Genomic DNA, 19,286 nt, shown 5'->3' on the forward strand with positions numbered 1-19,286 from the left:
GGGCATCTCCAAAGGGGTTTAGTTCAGCGTGGTTTCGGTTTATGCTTGTAAACCTAAATGTTTTCAAAATGGTTTACAAGTCGATTATGACAACGGACGATCTCGCCTTCGATCGGCAACATATCTGGCATCCTTACACCTCCATGACCCAGCCCCTGCCGGTTTATCCGGTGACGGAAGCCCACGGCTGCGAGCTGACGCTGGCCAACGGCGAACAGCTGGTAGACGGGATGTCCTCATGGTGGGCGGCCATTCACGGCTACAATCACCCCCGGCTGAACAGCGCGATGAAAGCGCAGATTGACCGCATGTCGCACGTGATGTTCGGCGGGATCACCCATCCTCCCGCGGTAGATCTCTGCCGTCGGCTGGTGGCAATGACCCCCGACGCGCTGGAGTGCGTGTTCCTGGCCGACTCCGGCTCGGTGGCGGTGGAGGTGGCGATGAAAATGGCGTTGCAGTACTGGCACGCCAAAGGCGAATCCCGCCAGCGGTTCCTCACCTTCCGTAACGGCTATCATGGCGACACCTTCGGGGCGATGTCGGCCTGCGATCCCGACAACTCGATGCACAGCCTGTGGAAGGGCTACCTGCCGGAGAACCTCTTTGCCCCGGCGCCGCAGAGCCGCTTTGACGGCGAGTGGGATGAGAAGGATATGGTCGGCTTTGCCCGCCTGATGGCCGCCCATCGCCACGAGATTGCCGCGGTGATCCTTGAGCCCATCGTGCAGGGTGCCGGCGGCATGCGCATCTACCATCCCGAATGGCTGAAGCGCATCCGCAGGATGTGCGACCGGGAAGGTATCCTGCTGATTGCCGACGAGATTGCCACCGGCTTCGGGCGCACCGGTAAACTGTTTGCCTGCGAGCACGCGGGGATTACGCCGGACATTCTCTGCCTCGGCAAAGCCCTGACCGGCGGCACCATGACCCTCTCCGCCACCCTCACCACCCGCCTGGTGGCCGAGACCATCAGCAACGGCGAGGCGGGCTGCTTTATGCACGGTCCGACCTTTATGGGTAACCCGCTGGCCTGCGCCGTCGCCAGTGAAAGTCTGGCATTGCTGGAGAGCGGCGAGTGGCAGACCCAGGTGGCCGCCATCGAAGCCCAGCTGAAGGATGAACTGGCGACGGCGCGGGAGGCAGAATGTGTCGCCGACGTGCGGGTGCTGGGGGCCATTGGCGTCGTCGAAACGACTCACCCGGTGAACATGGCGGCGCTGCAACGCTTCTTTGTGGCGCGCGGCGTCTGGGTGCGGCCGTTCGGCAAGCTAATCTATCTGATGCCGCCGTATCCGATCAGCCGTGACCAGCTCAGCAAGCTGACCGCCGCGGTGGTGGATGCCGTACAGGAACCTGCGCACTTTACGATCTAGTTTATGCGTTACACTTCTGGCTGAGCTTATTACGGAGGAACAGTATGAAACTCATCAGTAAGGATCTGCGCGACGGCGATAAACTCCCGCTGCGCCACGTGTTTAACGGTATGGGCTATGAGGGAGATAACATCTCTCCGCATCTGGCGTGGGACGAGGTGCCGCCGGGCACCAAAAGCTTTGTCGTGACCTGTTATGACCCGGACGCCCCTACCGGCTCCGGCTGGTGGCACTGGGTTGTCGCCAATATCCCGGCCGATATCCGCGTGCTGCCGCAGGGGTCAGGCTCGTCGCTGGTGGCGCTGCCGGAGGGTGCCGTAGAGACCCGCACCGATTTTGGCAAAGCGGGATACGGCGGCGCGGCACCCCCTAAGGGCGAAACCCATCGCTATATCTTCACGGTGCATGCGCTGGATGTGGAAAGGATTGAGGTAGATGAGGAGGCGAGCGGTGCAATGGTGGGCTTTAACGTCCATTTCCACACCCTGGGAAGTGCCTCCATCACGGCGATGTATTCATAAAAAAGCAGTCCCGGAAACCGCACAAAACCGTAGGCCCGTGCAAGCGCAGCGCCGCCGGGCATTTGCCGGGTGGCGGCTTCGCCTTACCCGGCCTACGTTGGCATTTGTAGGCCCGGTAAGCGTAGCGCCACCGGGCGTGTATTACAGGAAGGCCGGTAACATCGCCGCCAGACTCCCTTTCTTCAGCAGATCCATCGCTGCATCAATGTCCGGGGCGAAGAAGCGATCATCATCATAGTGCGCCACCTGCTCCCGCAGGATATGACGCGCCTGCTCCAGCAGCGGGCTGGAGGTGAGGCCATCACGCAAATCGCAGCCTTGCGCTGCCGCCAGCCACTCGACCGCCAGCACGCCACGGGTATTACCCGTCATCTCCCATAAGCGACGGCCTGCTGCCGGGGCCATTGAGACATGGTCTTCCTGGTTGGCGGAGGTGGGCAGACTGTCCACGCTGTGCGGGTGGGACAGCGCCTTGTTCTCGCTCGCCAGCGCCGCGGCGGTGACCTGGGCAATCATAAAGCCGGAGTTCACCCCGCCATTGCGCACCAGGAACGGCGGCAGCTGGGACATATGTTTATCCATCATCAGCGCGATACGGCGTTCAGAGAGCGCGCCGATCTCGGCAATCGCCAGGGCCAGATTATCCGCCGCCATCGCCACCGGTTCGGCATGGAAGTTGCCGCCGGAGACCACCTCACTTTCCGCCGCGAAGACCAGCGGGTTGTCGGAGACGGCATTGGATTCCACCAGTAGCACCTCTGCCGCCTGGCGCAGCTGGGTCAGGCAGGCGCCCATCACCTGCGGCTGACAGCGCAGGGAGTAGGGATCCTGCACCTTGTCGCAGTTATGATGCGAGTCGGCAATGGCGCTGGTGTCGGTCAGAACGTGGCGGAACAGCGCCGCGGCGTCGATCTGCCCGCGCTGGCCGCGCACCTCGTGGATGCGGGCATCAAACGGACGCCGGGAGCCGAGCACCGCTTCGGTGGTCAGCGCCCCGCAGACCACCGCCGAGGCAAAGAGATCTTCAGCTTCAAACAGACCGCGCAGGGCAAAGGCGGTGGAGGCCTGGGTGCCGTTCAGCAGGGCCAGCCCCTCTTTCGCCGCCAGCGTCACCGGGGCCAGCCCCGCTTTTTGCAGGGCGGTGGCGGCCGGGAGCCATTCGCCACGGTAGCGGGCTTTGCCTTCGCCGAGCAGGGTCAGAGACATGTGCGCCAGCGGCGCCAGGTCGCCGGAGGCACCCACCGAGCCTTTGGCCGGGATCCACGGGTAGACGCCCGCATTGACCATGGCAATCAGCGCCTCAATCACGCTCAGGCGGATGCCGGAGAAACCGCGCGCCAGGCTGTTGATCTTCAGCACCATCATCAGGCGCACCATGTCATCATCCAGCGGCTCGCCCACGCCCGCCGCGTGGGACAACACCAGCGAACGTTGCAGGTTTTCCAGATCGTGGGTGGCGATGCGCGTCTGCGCCAGCAGGCCAAACCCGGTGTTAATGCCGTAGGCGGTGCGCCCTTCTGCAACAATGGCTTCCACGCAGGCGACGCTGTCGTTAATCGCCTTATGGGCCGCCTCATCGAGCGTCAACTGGTGCGGCTGCTGCCAGATCTGGCGCAGCTGGGCCAGGGTCAGGGAGCCGGGCGTCAGGGTTAAGGCGTTCATTAGTGCTTTCCTTGTGTGGCCGCGATCATCGGCAGGTTGAGTCCCTGCTCTTTCGCGCAGTCGATGGCAATGTCATACCCGGCATCGGCATGGCGCATAACGCCTGTCGCCGGATCGTTGTGCAGGACGCGGGCAATACGGGCCGCGGCTTCATCGGTGCCGTCGCAGACGATCACCATCCCGGCATGCTGGGAGAAGCCCATGCCCACCCCGCCGCCGTGGTGCAGCGAGACCCAGGTGGCGCCGCTGGCAGTGTTGAGCAGCGCGTTCAGCAGCGGCCAGTCGGAGACCGCGTCGGAGCCGTCCTGCATCGCTTCAGTTTCGCGGTTCGGGCTGGCAACCGAGCCGGAGTCGAGATGGTCGCGACCAATGACGATGGGCGCGGAGACTTCACCGCTGCGCACCATTTCGTTGAAGGCCAGGCCCAGCTTCTGACGCCACTCCAGCCCAACCCAGCAGATCCGCGCCGGCAGTCCCTGGAAGTTGATGCGCTCGCGGGCCATGTCCAGCCAGTGATGGAGGTGCTCATCATCGGGAATGATCTCTTTCACTTTGGCGTCGGTTTTGTAGATATCCTCCGGGTCGCCGGAGAGGGCCACCCAGCGGAACGGGCCAATCCCGCGGCAGAACAGCGGACGGATATAGGCCGGGACAAAGCCCGGGAAGTCGAAGGCGTTGGTCACGCCCATCTCTTTCGCCATCTGACGGATGTTGTTGCCGTAATCGAAAGTCGGTACACCCTGCTGGCTGAAGGCCAGCATCGCGTTAACGTGGTCAGCCATGGAACGCTTCGCCGCCAGCACGGTGCCTTCCGGATCCTGCTGCGCTTTCTGCTGGTACGCTTCCCAGCTCCAGCCTTTTGGCAGGTAGCCGTGCAGCGGATCGTGGGCGCTGGTCTGGTCGGTGACCAGGTCCGGGCGCACGCCGCGCGCCACCAGTTCCGGTAGGATCTCGGCGGCGTTACCGCACAGGGCAATGGAGACGGCCCGTCCCTCGGCGGTATATTTCTGGATGCGCGCCAGGGCGTCGTCAAGCGTTTCGGCCTGCTCATCAACGTAGCGGGTCCGCAGACGGAAATCGATGCGGCTCTGCTGGCACTCAATATTCAGGGAACAGGCCCCCGCCAGCGTTGCCGCCAGCGGCTGTGCGCCGCCCATACCGCCCAGGCCTGCGGTGAGCACCCAGCGGCCTTTCAGGGAGCCGTTATAGTGTTGGCGGCCTGCTTCGACAAAGGTCTCGTAGGTCCCCTGGACGATGCCCTGGCTGCCAATGTAGATCCAGCTGCCGGCGGTCATCTGGCCATACATCGCCAGCCCTTTCGCATCCAGCTCGTTAAAGTGTTCCCAGGTGGCCCAGTGCGGCACCAGGTTGGAGTTGGCGATCAGCACGCGCGGGGCGTTTTCGTGGGTTTTGAACACGCCGACCGGTTTGCCGGACTGTACCAACAGGGTTTCGTCGCTTTCCAGTTCAGTAAGCGCGGCGACAATGGCGTCATAGCACGCCCAGTTGCGCGCGGCGCGGCCAATCCCGCCATAGACCACCAGCTCGTGAGGGTTCTCCGCCACGTCGGGATCGAGGTTATTCATTAACATGCGCAGCGGGGCTTCGGTGAGCCAGCTTTTGGCAGTCAGCCGGGTGCCACGTGGGGCGCGGATCTCTTGCTGGCGAAACTTACCTGACGACATTGTGTGCTCCTCATAGGGGACAGAATATACAGTAAGATATACTTGTATAGACAAGTGCACACAAGAGCGGTTTTAACAATTACGATACATTTTTGTTATATTGCGTCAGCAATCACGCTTTTCGCTTATGACATAAAATGGCCCTGCAGCCGGTAGCGGTTGCCGGGGAAGAGCAGCCGGGCATGGGAGACGATGTGGGAGGCTGACCATGTGCGGCGGTGGATCAGCAGGCAGGGGTCGTGCTCCTTGATGCGCAGCAGTTCGCACTCCTTCGGCGTGGCCCGCACCGCCTCGACGATATGCTCCCCTTCCGTCAGCGGCGCAACCCGCGACAGATAAGCATGGGGCGTGGTGGTGGTGTAGTCCTGCTGAAGGTAGTCCGGCACCAGTGCGGCATTGACGCAGCGATCCTCTATCTGCACCGGGACGTCATTTTCATAGTGCAACATCAGGGAGTGAAAGATGCGCGATCCCTCTTTGACGTTCAACGCTACCGCCTGGGCGGCGCTGGCCTGCGTCTCTTCGAGGAACTGCACTTCACACCGGTGCTGATGGTTGCGGGAGGCGATCTCATCGGCAATGCTGCGGATCTCAAACAGCGCTGACTGCCCTTTTGGCTCGGCAACAAAGGTGCCGACCCCCTGCAGGCGCACCAGCAGTCCCTCATCGGTCAGCTCCCGCAGCGCGCGGTTGATGGTCATCCGGCTGAAGCCGAACTGGGCCACCAGCTCCGCCTCGGAGGGGATACGATCGTGGGGACGCCAGACGCCGGTGGCGATTTGATGGCTGATCGCCTGCTTGACCTTTTCATAGAAAGGGGCTGGCGCACTGGCCTGCTGCTGCGGGGCGCGAGAGAACATAGCAATTCCTTAAGCCGTCATAAAAAATCGAGTATATACAAGCTTTATGCCCACCAGTGAGCGATTTGCCACGCCAGCCGTGCGGCGAGCTTCGCCCCCTGACTGTCACGATCGAAGCCGGGACTGAACTCAACCAGATCGGCCGCCTGCAGTTTGCCGCTGCGACAGATCCGCTCGATAACCGGGAGCAGATCACGGGCGGGAACCCCCAGCGCGGCGGGGGCCGACACGGCGGGCATCTCCCCGGCAGGCATCACGTCGAGATCGAGGGTCAGGTAGACACGATCTGCCTGTTCCAGAAGCGTTGTGAGCGCGTCAAGCGCCTGCTGGCGGAAATCGAGATCCTCCACCAGCGTAACGTTAAGGCGCGCAGCCTCATCCCACAGCGCCTGGGTGTTGGCCGCCCGGCTGACCCCGAAGCAGGCATAACGAAACTCACGCTGCTGTTGTGCGCAGTAGAGCGCCAGCTGGCGGAACGGTGTCCCTGAGGTCGCCTGGCGGGCATTTCGCAGATCGAGATGCGCGTCGAGGTTGATGATTACTACACGCTCGCCGGCAAAGGCATCCAGCACGCCGCGGCCATGGGCCCAGGCGGTTTCATGCCCGCCACCGAACACCAGGGTGCGCATCCCGCCCCGCTGACAGGCGGTGACCGTCTCGCTCAGCGCCTGCTGGGCCGCCTCCAGCGCCTCCCCTTCCACGCGGATGTTGCCGATATCGGTCAGCCGCTCGTGACCCTGATGACTGGCCATGTTCGCCAGCGCCCGGCGTATTACGTCCGGCGCCTGTGCGGCACCGGTTCGGCCCTGATTGCGCCTGACCCCTTCATCGCAGGCGAAGCCAATCAGGGCGATACCGTCGCCGGTCGGCGTTGGCGTGTCGCTAAGTTGCACGGTCTGGAACAGGCGCAGCGCGTTGCTGGCCTCGCTGCTGTCGTCGCGACCCTGCCAGACCTCAGGTGAAACCGGCTGCCATAGGTTCATTCTACTTTTCCTCTGAATACGCGCTGATAAAGCGGGTTACGACCCGGCTCATAGACCATCTCAACCGGGTTTTTCGCATCCCAGATGGCCAGATCCGCCACAAACCCCGCCTTCAACTGGCCATGGGTGTCGCCGCGCCCCAGCGCCCGTGCCGCGTGCCGGGTTACCCCTGCCCACGCCTCTTCCGGGGTGAGACCAAACTGCACGCAGGCCATGTTCATCGCCAGATGCAGGCTGGCGAACGGACTGGTGCCCGGGTTGTAGTCCGTGGCGACCGCCATCGGTATCCCCCGCTGGCGTAACCGCGCAACCGGCGGGCGCTGTCGCTCCTGTAAAAAGTAAAATGCGCCGGGGAGTAACACCGCCACGGTGCCGCTCTGCGCCATCGCGTCGACACCAGCCTCGTCGAGATATTCAATATGATCGGCGGAGAGCCCATGGTAACGACTCACCAGCGCAGTGCCGCCGAGACTGGAGAGCTGCTCAACGTGGCCTTTAATGGGGATGCCCAGCGTCTGCGCCGCCTGGAACACCCGCTCGCTCTGTTCGGGCGTAAACCCGACATTTTCGCAGAAGACATCCACAGCTTCGAAGAGCCCTTTTTCCCACAGTGCAGGCAGCATATGCTGGCAAACATGGTCGATGTAGGCATCCGGATCGTGGCGATACGCCTTCGGCACGGCGTGGGCCGCCAGCAGCGTCGGGCTGATCTCCACCGGGTTGGTCTGTGCAAGACGCCGGGCCACGCGCAGCATCTTCTCTTCGGATTCGTCATCCAGGCCGTAACCCGACTTTATCTCGAGGGTGGTGACACCCTCGCGCATTAAGCGCTGCAAGCGCTGCTGCGCAAGCTGTTCGAGCTGCTCAGGCGTGCTCTCCCGGGTGGCAGTGACCGTGGCGTTAATCCCGCCGCCCTGAGCGCTGATGGTCTGATAGGAGACGCCGTTGAGTCGCTGCTCCCATTCGGCGGCACGATCGCCACCAAACACCAGATGCGTATGGCAGTCGATCAGGCCCGGCGTCACCAGCCGCCCCTGTAAATCGATGGTGTTGGGCAGATCATCCGGCAGGTCAGATTCCGGCACGATGGCCAGGATGGTCTCACCGCGCACAATCAATGCCCGGTTTTCCAGCAGGCCATAGGGGGTGTCGTGGTCGGGATCCAGCGTCGCGAGGCGCAGGTTACGCCAGATCAGATCGTCAGGATAAAGTTGCAGCATCGGGCTTCCACTCGTCATGGGTTGTATAGACATTTATTTTCATTCCTGTCGCCCTGTCAATCGCCTTTACCGAGATTGTTATTTATTTGTGACAACTTCCTCGCTAACCGCGGGAAGAAAAAGCAACTTTTTTGCACTCAACTAAAAGTTTCAGCAGTATTTTTAGAGCATTACTACATGCTCCTTTCATTAGTCATAACTGGCTCGGCACCTATACTTAAAAGTAGATTAGTATGCGAACGATAGAGTCAGAAGGGGTCAGGTAAAGGTGGTTGATGATGGTTCTTTAAGCGTTGAGCGGTCCATGCCCATCAAAGGCGTACTCATGCTGCTCACCAGTGAAAGGGTGCAAGTGTTTGAACCGAAGGCCTTCATCCTGTATCGTCACAACATTGAAAATATCAAGGATATTATCCAGAGCGCTTTCTTCGCTCAACGCATTAGGGCGTAAACCGGACCTCATTGATAAAGTTTTAAAGAATCTGACCTGCCCATATTCCATGTGCACGGTTTTAGGCTAGCCCCCACCTTCTGGGCGTGTGTTTTTCGCGTCATCTGGCTGTGTGGCATCTCGCCTGATGTTGAGCCCTTGGGACCAGCTAAACAACGCGCCGTCAAGGCTGCAGATATACTCGTAACATTTGCAAAAGCATCAAGCGGCCCTGTCCCGTTGTTCTTTTTGAACCGGTTGCCTTTAACAGGAAGATTTGATTCATGCCAGGATATTCGTGCGATACTCGGAGGTGCTTTTTTAGTGACGTCTGTCTTTATCCCGACGTTCCTGCATAGTCATTCTTCCGGCTGCACTTGTCAGGTCAACACCGACGAGATCCAGGCAGTGAAAACGACTATCTAACGCAGCCAGTAGTTCAATCGTTTTCCCTGGCAGCCTGTACAAAACAGTTTTAACGCAGGATATTTTCTGTTTGCCAAGCCGACGCCAAGATTGGCGAAATCAGAGTAATGTATTTAGTGCTGAAGTACTGGATAAATATATTACCCGCTAAATACCGGATGAAATAAAGATGGAAGCTATTACCAATGCTCGCGCGGAGTGCCACGCGCAGCTGATGGCCTTTCAGGAAGAGCTGAACAGGCCGCAGGCAAAGAGTATGTTGAAGAGACGGTAGATGACGTAACGGAAGACGGTTAGACGCCAAAGACAAAGAGTAATTCGCATGCAGACGGGTTATATTTTAACTTAACGCTTAATCTTCTGATTTATTTTAGATACGTTATAATCGTTAATATGTCGTATATGAATATAGAAATTTCAGTTAAGTATTAATCATAAAACGCTATACCAATTTAATTGCGAGGGTTAACAATGAGCGTCAGAAGAGATAGCGACGGAAAATATGTGACAAGTGCACAGCCTTTTAAGCAGTATGATGAAAAATGGCGTGCTGATAACGCAGCTAGCTGGGAAGCCCCCATCAGCCAACCAAACCAGCCGGTTAATAATTCATGGGGAACTATCCAGCAGCCAACATCAACATCGACGTCCATGTCTTATGAAGACCAGCTGGCTTTCGCCAGTGGCGCGCGCAAAGTTCTCGCCTCAATTATTATCTGGTTTACGCTATGGGGCGTTATTTTAGTGCCAGGGCTACAGGCTGCGCAAATGCTCATATATGAAGGGGGGCTTACCTCAATCCTGGCAAGGATAATTTTTTCAATCCTTTATATTGTTTATGTCATCCTATTTGCCCCTCTTCAGTTCGCTTACCTCTTTGAAGTTGGTGACCTGGCAACGCGATTGCTTATTCAGCTAGGGGTGGGAGTTGTACTGTCATTTCTGGTAGTTAAATTCTGGCGGAAGTTAAAGAAAAAAGTATTGTATAGCTTCGCATTTATTGCAGTGCTGGCCTATATAGCCGTTGGGCTGGTGTCGCTTAATAGTGGTCTTTGGGGATCATTTAAGTTTTTCCCGTACTTTAGTTAATATTTTTTCCGTATTGACGTGTTAAATGAGTTAGCGGTGGGCTGTTGCCTACCGCTAACATTACAATTCTGTGATAATGCGAACGATTTCTCGCAGGTGAACTACATCGAATAAAGTTTTTGGCACGGGAGATTATGCCGTCAGTACTCCCCCGCGGGACATCATCCATTGAAATGGTATTACAGCGTGATCTCATAGATGGCGGTGACTTTAACTCTGCACTGATCCGCTCCCTGGCAGCCTTGTTTGACTTTAATGAAATTTACTAATTGATGCTTCTAACACACCATCATTATTAGTAGTTTCTCGAAAAATATTTAATACTTAGTTGCCGAAGCCCAGCCATTAAATATTGATTTTTCCACGATATAGAAAAATAGAAAGGCAAACGGATGCCCTGTTTGCCTTTTTATAACTAGTAAAACATTTCACGGTTATTATTTACCAACCGGACCCACCTTCATCTTCCTTTTTCTGAAGCGCATCTCTGTAGCGCTGTTGTTCGATAAGTGAAAGATTAGGATCGTTCAATACGCTTCTTCCCTTAATACTTACATCATAGTCTATATCAGTTTGCGAAGCATAACTTTTGTCTACGCGAGTTTCCGACGAGTGATTGCTTAACGCATTGTAGGCTGAATCTAATTTTTGCGTGTCGGATGTACCTATATAGGCAAGTAAACAAGCGAAAACGAAAAATGCTGACCAAACTATACCAAATGATGTTATTTCAAACCCCAAACCTGTATTAATGAATATGACATTAAATCTGATAGCATAGACGATAATAAACGAAGTTAGAATTATGGTTCTTCTTTTCCACTTTGTAACAAACTTACGAATATGTTTTACACAGTTTACCAACGCAATCATAAAAAGTACTACAGATGCAATTGGCAACCAGAACGGGAATGGTGAGTATTCATTAGTGATATTAGATGTTAGTGTTACCAATGAAAAAATTAATAAGACAGATACAAGATATACACGTATAGCTATTCCCGTTTTGTGAGACTTATCTATTTTTAAAAATAAAACAGGTAATATTGCGGGAATGTTCATCAGTAATGCTATAACAATAGTCATCATTAATGAGTTCATGGTGGTTCTCTCATTTTAATTCAATATTAAAGGGAGCCTTGAAGCTCCCTCGCAGTAATTATCTTACAACGGTATCAATGATTACTTCATTAGTTTCAGGATCGTAAACTTTGACTTCATCTCTAATAATTGTTGTATGAATAGTGTTACTATCACCATCAACCTTCGAGATATGAAGATAGGATTTTACAAAAGAGCCTACATCGAGTCCTTTACTATTAATAGCTGCAAATTTAGCCGAAACTTCACGAGCTTTATCATCTGGCACAACAACAGTACAGCCACGTAATACGTCATCTGTAGAGACTTTAATCCCACGACGCTCGATCGTTAAACCGCCGTTCATATCACAACCGGCTGCATTATATTTGAAACCTTTTTTAGCAATGTCATAGCTATCCCTTGCCGAAACCCAGCCGTCAGAGGCAGGAATTGACTTTTCACCATTTTCTGTCTTAAGAGCAGATTGTTCAGCAATTTGACTATTTAGACTAAATGTCGAGTAAGCTAAAATGTTTTTTACATCTTTATATTGATTAATTTTAGCTTTGATTTTTGGAAGCTCTTCTTTTTTAATGTCTTCTTTAGCAAATACATCTGTAGTATTGTTCCACTTAGAACTAAAGAAATCCATTAATTCATCGTCACTAAACTGGCGTGGCGTCTGAGCAAAATAGACATAATAAATATCATCCTGAGAAACGACTTTAAAATCAGCATCAGAAATATTTCTTAACGCATCATCATCAGCGTTGAGTTTTGCTTCAAGTTTATCGCGCCACGTTTTTTGTTGTGACGTCGGTTCAGTTTTATGATGTTCTAATTTCTGCAGAGAAAGCTCGGCATCAGTAAAGAATTTGTTATTTTCTTTTTTCACATTATATGAAATGTCGTTTGAAAATAATACGCCATAGATTTCATCAGAGCTAAACTCAATTTTGGCACTACATGACAGCTCATCTTGACCGCTAGCAGTAAGCGATGCATTATTGATTTGTACTTTATCTGTCGAGCCAAATCCTTTAGAAAAATCATCCGCCGTATAATGATAACTAGCGTCAATTCTCAATTTTTTCCTTTCATTGCCATCAAGGTATCCTGCTTCTGATTTATATCTATCCATAAATGGAGAATAGCCTAGTGGATTACGATTTAAGAATTCGATGCTTCCTTTTTTGAAACTGTTTTCTAATTGCGAAATAATTTCGGGGCGCTTACAAATAGCATTTGCTTCCTCGCTGGTGAGTTCATTGATTGGTTTATCTTCAACAGCTTTATCACATCCTGAGAGAACAACAGAAAATCCTACTGCTAACATAATGGACTTGCGCATAGTCTATCCTTTGAATTAGTAAAACAGGAAAATACTTACAGGTATTTAATATGTATATAGTAGCGTTGTCATAGGGTTATTGACGTTCATACTCTACGCCCATGATTGCTATTCCATTTTTTGTTTTTTCAATATCTAATGTGGTATAGGTAGTATGAGCTACATACTCTTTTTGGTCTTTGCTCACATCCCATTTTTGAACAGCAACATTTCCTATGCCCGGCATTTTAATATTCTTTTCTTCGATCTTGATTACGAGGCCTGATGAGGTGTTTTTCCATGTTCCATAGATCCCGTCATCACCACACCCTGTCAGTAAAGTAACCAGACCGACACCCCAAAGAAGCTTACGCATACCAATTCCCTAAGTAATCAAAAAATAGCAGCTAATCCAGCTGCCTTTCCCAAAGGCTTTAATCTCGCCCGGCAAGCCACTCTGAGCTTGCTCTCAGCCAATAGCATTCAATTAAATTCGCTGCTCGTCACATCGTTTGTGACGATCAAAAAGCAACCAAATGATAGATTATAACTATCATGAATATGTTAAACATCATTAATTGATTTAATTAAATATAATATAGTGATGAAACTACTGATATCAGCTGAATAATATTGCCCTTGGGGAAGCGCTATAAGACCAGTACCGTTATCCAGTTTTCGTCAGGCTCACGGAGCTATGCGAACATAGCAATGGTTTATTAATGAGACAGGGAAAAGCAGGAGGTAAAAAGTAGCGAAATGGATAATCAGGTTGAGGAATAGCCAATTTAGCTTAAGTGCAAAATAAAAAGAGACCAGGTATTCCATTGCTGCGTTCTCTAATGTCTCTGTTGGTCTGTCCAGATATCGAAGACTGTAAAATCTAAGCATCGCTTAGACAGGGCTCAGTCTCATTTTTACAAGGATTTGCCAGCATCATGGGTGTTCTGAGTTTTCCGACAGCCGCAGTCTGACCATCGCCAGCAAAATAAAGGCCATAGACATCCCGTCCAGCCCATAGAACCCCGCTACCGGATAAACCCGCCGAGCCCAAAGCCGATGCCACCAGATCACAAGGCAATGCCCGGCGCCAGAGCAATAACGCGATGTCCGTAAGCATCAGCTTACGATGGCACCAGTGACCAAACATCACCTGCACCAGCGGAGCGGCCAATAAAAAGATTAGTTCGAAAAGCACTTATTAAGCGTGCGCTCTGCACATCGGTCAGTTGAGGGGGGTATTTCGAGCGAAAGCGGAAATTAAAAGCATCTCCCATTTGGAGTATGGCTACCGAAGCCGTGGCGATTCCTTGCCAGCCCCTATCAGAGCTTATTCCTGATTGATGAAGGCGTCTAATTTTCTTGAAGATCAGGAACATAGATAACTTTGAGCGTTATTCAACTTTGTACATTTACTATGTACGCAACCACGTCACCAGTAAAACTTTTTCATCACGTTTGCTCTAAACCACACTTATCTGTAATGTGCACACGGTGTTCAAGTAGAATGCGATTAAAAAGCGAAGTCATTTGCAATTTACATCGACCATTAAGCGATCTTTCTCGTTTTTTCGACAGAATGAGATGTAGGCAGCACCATATAAAGATTTTCTAAGTTTTAGTTAGATGTATTTTTGCCTTTTCATCTTCCCGTTTCGCTCAACTTAGTATAAAAAAGCAGGCTATTTCAGTTGTCCCCCTATTGATATGTTTTGCAGGAGCTTCCCTTGAACATTTCCAGGATTTCTCGTCTGGCGCTGGCACTCGCATTTGGCGTGACGTTATCGGCGTGCAGCTCTACTCCGCCAGATCAACTGCCATCAGAGCAGGTTGCGCCGGGCACGGCTTCCCGTCCGATCCTCTCCGCTGACGAAGCGAAAAACTTCCAGCAGGCTCGCTACTTTACGGCCATGGATCCGAACGCGGCGCCGTGGAGTCCTTATGCCATCCGCCTGCCTGAGCAGCCGAACTTTGTGGTTGGCCCGGCGGGAACCCAGGGCGTGACGCACACCTCCATCCAGGCGGCAGTCGATGCTGCCATTGCTAAGCACAGCAGCTCCCGTCAGTACATCGCCATTTTACCGGGCGAATACGAAGGTACTGTGTATGTGCCCGCCGCGCCGGGGAGCGTGACGATCTACGGTACGGGTGAAAAACCGATCGATGTCAAAATTGGTCTGGCGATCGACTCCGAGATCGACACCGCAACCTGGCGTCACCTGGTTAACCCGGGCGGCAAATATATGCCGGGCAAACCGGCCTGGTATATGTTCGACCGTTGCCAGAGCAAGCACAGCGCCACCGTTGGCCTGATGTGTTCCGCGGTCTTCTGGTCGCAGAACAACGGTCTGCAGCTGCAGAACCTGACCATTGAAAACAATCTGGGTGACAGCGTGGATGCCGGAAACCACCAGGCGGTGGCTCTGCGCAGCGATGGCGATCGGGTGCAAATCGACAAGGTGAACATTCTGGGTCGCCAGAACACCTTCTTCGTCACTAACAGCGGCGTTGACAACACCCTGAAAAACAACCGTATCACCCGTACGCTGGTGACCAACAGCTACATTGAAGGGGATGTGGATATGGTTTCTGGTCGCGGTGCCGTGGTGTTTGATAACACCGATTTCCGCGTCATGAACACCCGTACCCAGCAGGAAGGCTACGTCTTCGCCCCTGCGACGCAGTCCAATCTGTTCTACGGCTTCCTGGCAGTGAACAGCCGCTTTACCGCGATGGGCGACGGCGTGGCACAACTCGGCCGCTCCCTGGATGTCGATTCCGCCACTAACGGTCAGGTGGTGATCCGCGACAGCGTGATCAACGAAGGCTTTAATATGGCTAAACCGTGGGGCAACGCCGCCATCTCTCAGCGTCCGTATGCGGGTAACACCGGTGCGGTGGATGAGAAAGGCAACGTGCAGCGTAACCTCAACGACGCTAACTTCAACCGCATGTGGGAATACAACAACCGCGGCGTGGGAAGTAAAGTGATCGCAGAGCCGAAGCAGTAAATATTTAGCAAAAAGGGGGAGCAACTCCCCCTTAATGCTGCGGCTGAACACGTCAGGCACCGGTTTTAAGATACGCATCCAGCAGTTGCAGAACTGCAACCATGAGTTGCAGGAACAGAATTATCCATCCCATCATGCTCATACGCCACTCCTTGGGTCAGGAGCACTTCCACTGACTTACCTTTCCGCTGCCTGTCGCCAGTGGGCGTTGGTTTATGTTGATGTGCTCCGCAGTTAAGGCACTGACGGCACCACCCGCCAGCCAGGACTTAAAAGTGATCCCAGATTGCGGACTGCCACACATCTACACCAACAGTTCTGATTATAAGCAGACGAGACTGGATATTTAAACAGTCTTTTATCAAATAGGAATTTATAAAGGAGCGCGGTTAAAATCAATATTATTCAAAAATTTAAGTTAATATCACTACGAGTCACTCTTCCAGGATTAAGCAACTGACGTTGTGCAAAGGGTCAGTACGACGCTAATATAAGGCGGTTGGTTTATGTTGATGTGCTCACCCGGCTACCACCGGGCATAAAAAAACCTCGCATTCGCGAGGTTTTTTTATTTCATCCGTCTTAGTGCGCGTTAACCACCACCCACATTGGCCCCTGGCCGACGGCGTAACGTCCCTTCTCTTCAAGCAGCCCCTGCTCACCCTGAATTTCATACAGCGCGATATGGTGCGATTTTTGCCCCGCCGCAATCAGGAATTTACCGCTGTGATCGACGTTGAAGCCGCGCGGCTGCGTTTCGGTTGGCTGGAAGCCTTCGATAGCCAGCACGCTACCATCTTCCGAAACACTAAACACGGTGATCAGGCTGGAGGTACGGTCGCAGGTATAGAGGTGACGGCCATCAGGTGTGATATGGATATCTGCCCCCCAACGGGTATCGGTGAAATCAGACGGCATCATGTCCAGGGTCTGCACGCACTCAATCTTGCCGTGCGGATCGCGCAGGGCCCAGACGTCTACCGTGCAGTTCAGCTCATTCACCACGTAGGCGTACTGCTGATTCGGATGGAATGCCATATGACGCGGACCGGCCCCTTCAACGGTAGCCACTTCCGCCGGGTTCTGCGCGGTCAGCTTGCCGTCATCGCCCAGCGTAAACAGGCAGATGCGATCCTGCTTCAGCGCCGGCACCCACAGAGTGCGGTTATCCGGGGAGATGTTAGCCGAGTGGCACCCTTCCAGCCCTTCAACCACCTCAACGGTTTCGCCAGGAATACCGTCATCCAGACGGGTTACGCTGACGCAGCCGGCATTGTAGGAGCCGCTAAAAATGAAGCGTCCCTGCAGATCGGTGGAGATATGCGTCGGGCTGCCGGGCAGCGCGGCTTCGGCCGTGTATGTCAGAGCGCCATCTTCAGGCGAGATACGGTACGCGAGCACGCGGAACTCCGGGCGAACACCCACATACAGGAAACGTTTATCCGGGCTGATCACCATCGGCTGAACCTGGCCGGGAACATCGACAACCTGAACCAGGGTGAGCGAACCTTCGGGATTCAGACGCCAGACATGGATCTGCTGGCTTTCAGGACTGGCGGTATAAACGGTTTGTTTCATGAATGCTCCTTTCCTCACTGCGCGTAAAAGTAATGTACCAGGATAGTCGTTTTTAACGGTGAATGCTGAATTTTAACCAGGAATTTTGCAGCGTTACTTGCACGGTGTACCATCTGCGCATCCCCTCCTTTCAACATTAACCCGGAATATCAAATGACCTCGCGTGTGATTGCACTGGATTTAGACGGTACGCTGTTAACGCCGCAAAAAACCCTGCTCCCCTCTTCGCTTGAAGCACTGAAGCGTGCCCAGGAGGCGGGATATCAACTCCTCATCGTGACGGGTCGGCATCACGTTGCTATTCATCCTTTTTATCAGGCACTGGCGTTAGATACACCTGCAATTTGTTGTAATGGAACCTATTTGTATGATTATCAAGCAAAAAAGGTTCTGCAAGCCGATCCCTTACCGGTTCCGCAGGCGCTGCAACTGATCGATCTGCTCAATGAGCATGCCATTCACGGCCTGATGTATGTTGACGACGCGATGCTGTACGAGCGTCCTACCGGCCACGTGATTCGCACCAGCAACTGGGCACAGGCGCTGCCGGAAGCGCAGCGCCCGGTCTTCACGCAGGTGCCGTCCCTCGCCCAGGCCGCCCGTGAGGTCAACGCGATCTGGAAATTTGCCCTGACCGGTGAGGACACAGGCAAACTCAACGACTTTGCCACACAGGTTGAGCAGACGCTGGGGCTGGAGTGCGAATGGTCGTGGCACGATCAGGTGGATATCGCCCGTAAAGGCAACAGCAAGGGGAAACGCCTGACGGAGTATGTGGAATCCATCGGCGGCTCTATGAAGGACGTCATTGCCTTTGGCGATAACTACAATGACATCAGCATGCTGGAAGCGGCTGGTACCGGAGTGGCGATGGGGAATGCGGACGACGCCGTCAAAGCGCGCGCGAATGTGGTGATCGGCGATAACACCACCAACAGCATCGCCGAATTTATCTATACCCGTCTGCTGTGATCAGGTGGTGATGGAGACGCTCTTGATCTGCGCGTAGAGCCAGAGGCCAGGTTTGATCCCCAGTTCATCTCTGGCCCACGGGCTGATGCGGGCCCACAGCGTGCGGCTGCCAATCTCCAGCTGCACCTCCACCTGACCGTTGTCGTCGTAACACTGGGCGACCTTGGCGCGCAGAATATTACGGATGCTGCTCTGTAGCGGCGGCTGGAGTACCAGCGAGACATCGGACGCCTGAATGCGAATGCGCAGGTTGGTTTGCAGCGGTTTATCCAGCTTGTTGACCCAGACATGCTGATCGCCGATAGCCAGGGCGGTCATGGCATAGTGCGGATGGTGTTCCAGCACGCTCACCTTCAGAATGCTGCTTTGCTGCTCCTGCGGCAGCCAGGGATGCATTACGCTGCTCCCCCACACCTCTTCCAGATTACCGAACGCTTTCACGCTGCCATTTTCCAGCACCAGTACCTTATCGGCCAGATGCAGGATCTCATCCAGCGAATGGCTCACATAGAGCATCGGGATGTTGATTTCGCGGGCCAGGCGCTGCAGATAAGGCAGCAGCTCGCGCTTACGGGGGATATCGAGCGAGGCCAGCGGTTCGTCCAGCAGCAGCAGTTCCGGGGCAGTAAGCAGCGCCCGGCCTATCGCCACGCGCTGCTTTTCGCCGCCCGACAGCGACGACGGCAGCCGGTCAAGCAGGTGCTCAATGCCCAGCAAAGCCACCAGCTTATCGAACTGCCCGGCCATGCTTTTCGCCATGCCGTAACGCAGGTTGCCCAGTACTTTGTAATGGGGAAACAGCCTGGCGTCCTGGAAGACATAACCAATCCGGCGCTTTTCTGGCGCGAGAAAAATACGCTTTTCGGCATCGTTCAGCACCCGATCGTTGAGTACGATCCGCCCCGTCTGAGGTCGCGTCAGCCCGCTTATCGCGTTGATTAGCGACGTTTTGCCCGCGCCGGAGACGCCAAAAATGGCGGTAATGCCGCTGGCTGGCAGGGTTTCGTTGAGGGTCAGGCAGTGATCGCCCAGCGTCTGGGTAAAATTGAGTTCCAGCATG

The 19,286-nt window shown here is 54.1% G+C and carries 16 protein-coding genes and 1 pseudogene; 5 read left to right on the forward strand and 12 right to left on the reverse strand.

All coding sequences use genetic code 11. From position 1 onward, the window contains the following. The first annotated feature begins 68 nt into the window (after window positions 1-68). Window positions 69-1,376 carry an adenosylmethionine--8-amino-7-oxononanoate transaminase gene (bioA, locus tag B3X29_RS05240; protein WP_156654125.1) on the forward strand — a complete coding sequence of 436 codons (1,308 nt, stop codon included), beginning with the start codon at window positions 69-71 and terminating at the stop codon, window positions 1,374-1,376. Window positions 1,377-1,420: 44 nt separating this feature from the next. Continuing rightward, entirely contained in the window at window positions 1,421-1,897 is a 477-nt protein-coding gene (locus B3X29_RS05245) for a kinase inhibitor (RefSeq protein ID WP_103178756.1), read from the forward strand. 141 nt (window positions 1,898-2,038) lie between these two features. Here B3X29_RS05245 and hutH read toward each other — a convergent pair whose 3' ends face one another. The 6 genes and pseudogenes from hutH to B3X29_RS05275 all read right to left on the reverse strand — a co-directional run. Continuing rightward, window positions 2,039-3,559, reverse strand: coding sequence for a histidine ammonia-lyase (hutH, locus tag B3X29_RS05250; protein WP_156654124.1), 1,521 nt, complete (start codon window positions 3,557-3,559; stop codon window positions 2,039-2,041). After that, on the reverse strand, window positions 3,559-5,244 hold the full coding sequence (gene hutU, locus B3X29_RS05255) for a urocanate hydratase (protein ID WP_156654123.1): 1,686 nt from the start codon (window positions 5,242-5,244) through the stop codon (window positions 3,559-3,561). The genes hutH and hutU overlap by 1 nt, the downstream gene beginning before the upstream one ends. Window positions 5,245-5,369: 125 nt before the next feature. Further along, window positions 5,370-6,104, reverse strand: coding sequence for a histidine utilization repressor (locus B3X29_RS05260; protein WP_103178753.1), 735 nt, complete (start codon window positions 6,102-6,104; stop codon window positions 5,370-5,372). A 44-nt stretch (window positions 6,105-6,148) separates the two neighbouring features. Further along, window positions 6,149-7,087 carry a formimidoylglutamase gene (gene hutG, locus B3X29_RS05265; protein WP_156654122.1) on the reverse strand — a complete coding sequence of 313 codons (939 nt, stop codon included), beginning with the start codon at window positions 7,085-7,087 and terminating at the stop codon, window positions 6,149-6,151. Beyond that, window positions 7,084-8,307 carry an imidazolonepropionase gene (hutI, locus tag B3X29_RS05270; RefSeq protein ID WP_159339333.1) on the reverse strand — a complete coding sequence of 408 codons (1,224 nt, stop codon included), beginning with the start codon at window positions 8,305-8,307 and terminating at the stop codon, window positions 7,084-7,086. Before hutI ends, hutG begins: the two co-directional genes overlap by 4 nt. A gap of 781 nt (window positions 8,308-9,088) precedes the next feature. Continuing rightward, window positions 9,089-9,187 (reverse strand): annotated as a pseudogene (locus tag B3X29_RS05275) (recombinase family protein); the annotation flags it as partial. Window positions 9,188-9,634: 447 nt separating this feature from the next. On the opposite strand from B3X29_RS05275, the gene B3X29_RS05280 reads away from it, so the two are divergent. Next, on the forward strand, window positions 9,635-10,252 hold the full coding sequence (locus B3X29_RS05280; protein ID WP_159339267.1) for a hypothetical protein: 618 nt from the start codon (window positions 9,635-9,637) through the stop codon (window positions 10,250-10,252). A 441-nt stretch (window positions 10,253-10,693) separates the two neighbouring features. On the opposite strand, the gene B3X29_RS05285 is transcribed toward B3X29_RS05280, so the two are convergent. The 3 genes from B3X29_RS05285 to B3X29_RS05295 form a co-directional block, all read right to left on the reverse strand. Continuing rightward, entirely contained in the window at window positions 10,694-11,341 is a 648-nt protein-coding gene (locus tag B3X29_RS05285; RefSeq protein WP_236560450.1) for a hypothetical protein, read from the reverse strand. Between the two features lie 70 nt (window positions 11,342-11,411). Then, complete coding sequence (locus B3X29_RS05290) at window positions 11,412-12,686, reverse strand: hypothetical protein (RefSeq protein WP_156654120.1); 1,275 nt, start codon at window positions 12,684-12,686, stop codon at window positions 11,412-11,414. 76 nt (window positions 12,687-12,762) lie between these two features. Further along, a complete protein-coding gene (locus B3X29_RS05295; RefSeq protein WP_156654119.1) occupies window positions 12,763-13,041 on the reverse strand; it encodes a hypothetical protein in 279 nt (92 codons plus the stop codon). Between the two features lie 1,351 nt (window positions 13,042-14,392). Here B3X29_RS05295 and B3X29_RS05300 point away from each other — a divergent pair. Further along, window positions 14,393-15,676: a putative acyl-CoA thioester hydrolase gene (locus B3X29_RS05300; RefSeq protein ID WP_103178750.1), complete on the forward strand. Its 1,284-nt coding sequence runs from the start codon at window positions 14,393-14,395 to the stop codon at window positions 15,674-15,676. Between the two features lie 52 nt (window positions 15,677-15,728). Here the strand turns inward: B3X29_RS05300 and tisB are convergent, their stop codons facing one another. After that, the gene (tisB, locus tag B3X29_RS05305) at window positions 15,729-15,818 is read right to left on the reverse strand and encodes a type I toxin-antitoxin system toxin TisB (protein WP_103178749.1); all 90 of its coding nucleotides are present in this window, start codon (window positions 15,816-15,818) and stop codon (window positions 15,729-15,731) included. A 440-nt stretch (window positions 15,819-16,258) separates the two neighbouring features. After that, window positions 16,259-17,254: a 6-phosphogluconolactonase gene (gene pgl / locus B3X29_RS05310; RefSeq protein ID WP_159339268.1), complete on the reverse strand. Its 996-nt coding sequence runs from the start codon at window positions 17,252-17,254 to the stop codon at window positions 16,259-16,261. A gap of 153 nt (window positions 17,255-17,407) precedes the next feature. Here pgl and B3X29_RS05315 point away from each other — a divergent pair, with 153 nt between their 5' ends. Beyond that, window positions 17,408-18,226 carry a pyridoxal phosphatase gene (locus B3X29_RS05315; protein WP_159339269.1) on the forward strand — a complete coding sequence of 273 codons (819 nt, stop codon included), beginning with the start codon at window positions 17,408-17,410 and terminating at the stop codon, window positions 18,224-18,226. Here B3X29_RS05315 and modC read toward each other — a convergent pair whose 3' ends face one another. Then, the gene (gene modC, locus B3X29_RS05320; protein WP_103178746.1) at window positions 18,227-19,285 is read right to left on the reverse strand and encodes a molybdenum ABC transporter ATP-binding protein ModC; all 1,059 of its coding nucleotides are present in this window, start codon (window positions 19,283-19,285) and stop codon (window positions 18,227-18,229) included. Window position 19,286 lies beyond the last annotated feature (1 nt).

It is taken from the genome of Leclercia sp. UBA5076, assembly GCF_002416465.1.
In the GTDB taxonomy this organism is placed as follows: Bacteria; Pseudomonadota; Gammaproteobacteria; order Enterobacterales; family Enterobacteriaceae; genus Enterobacter.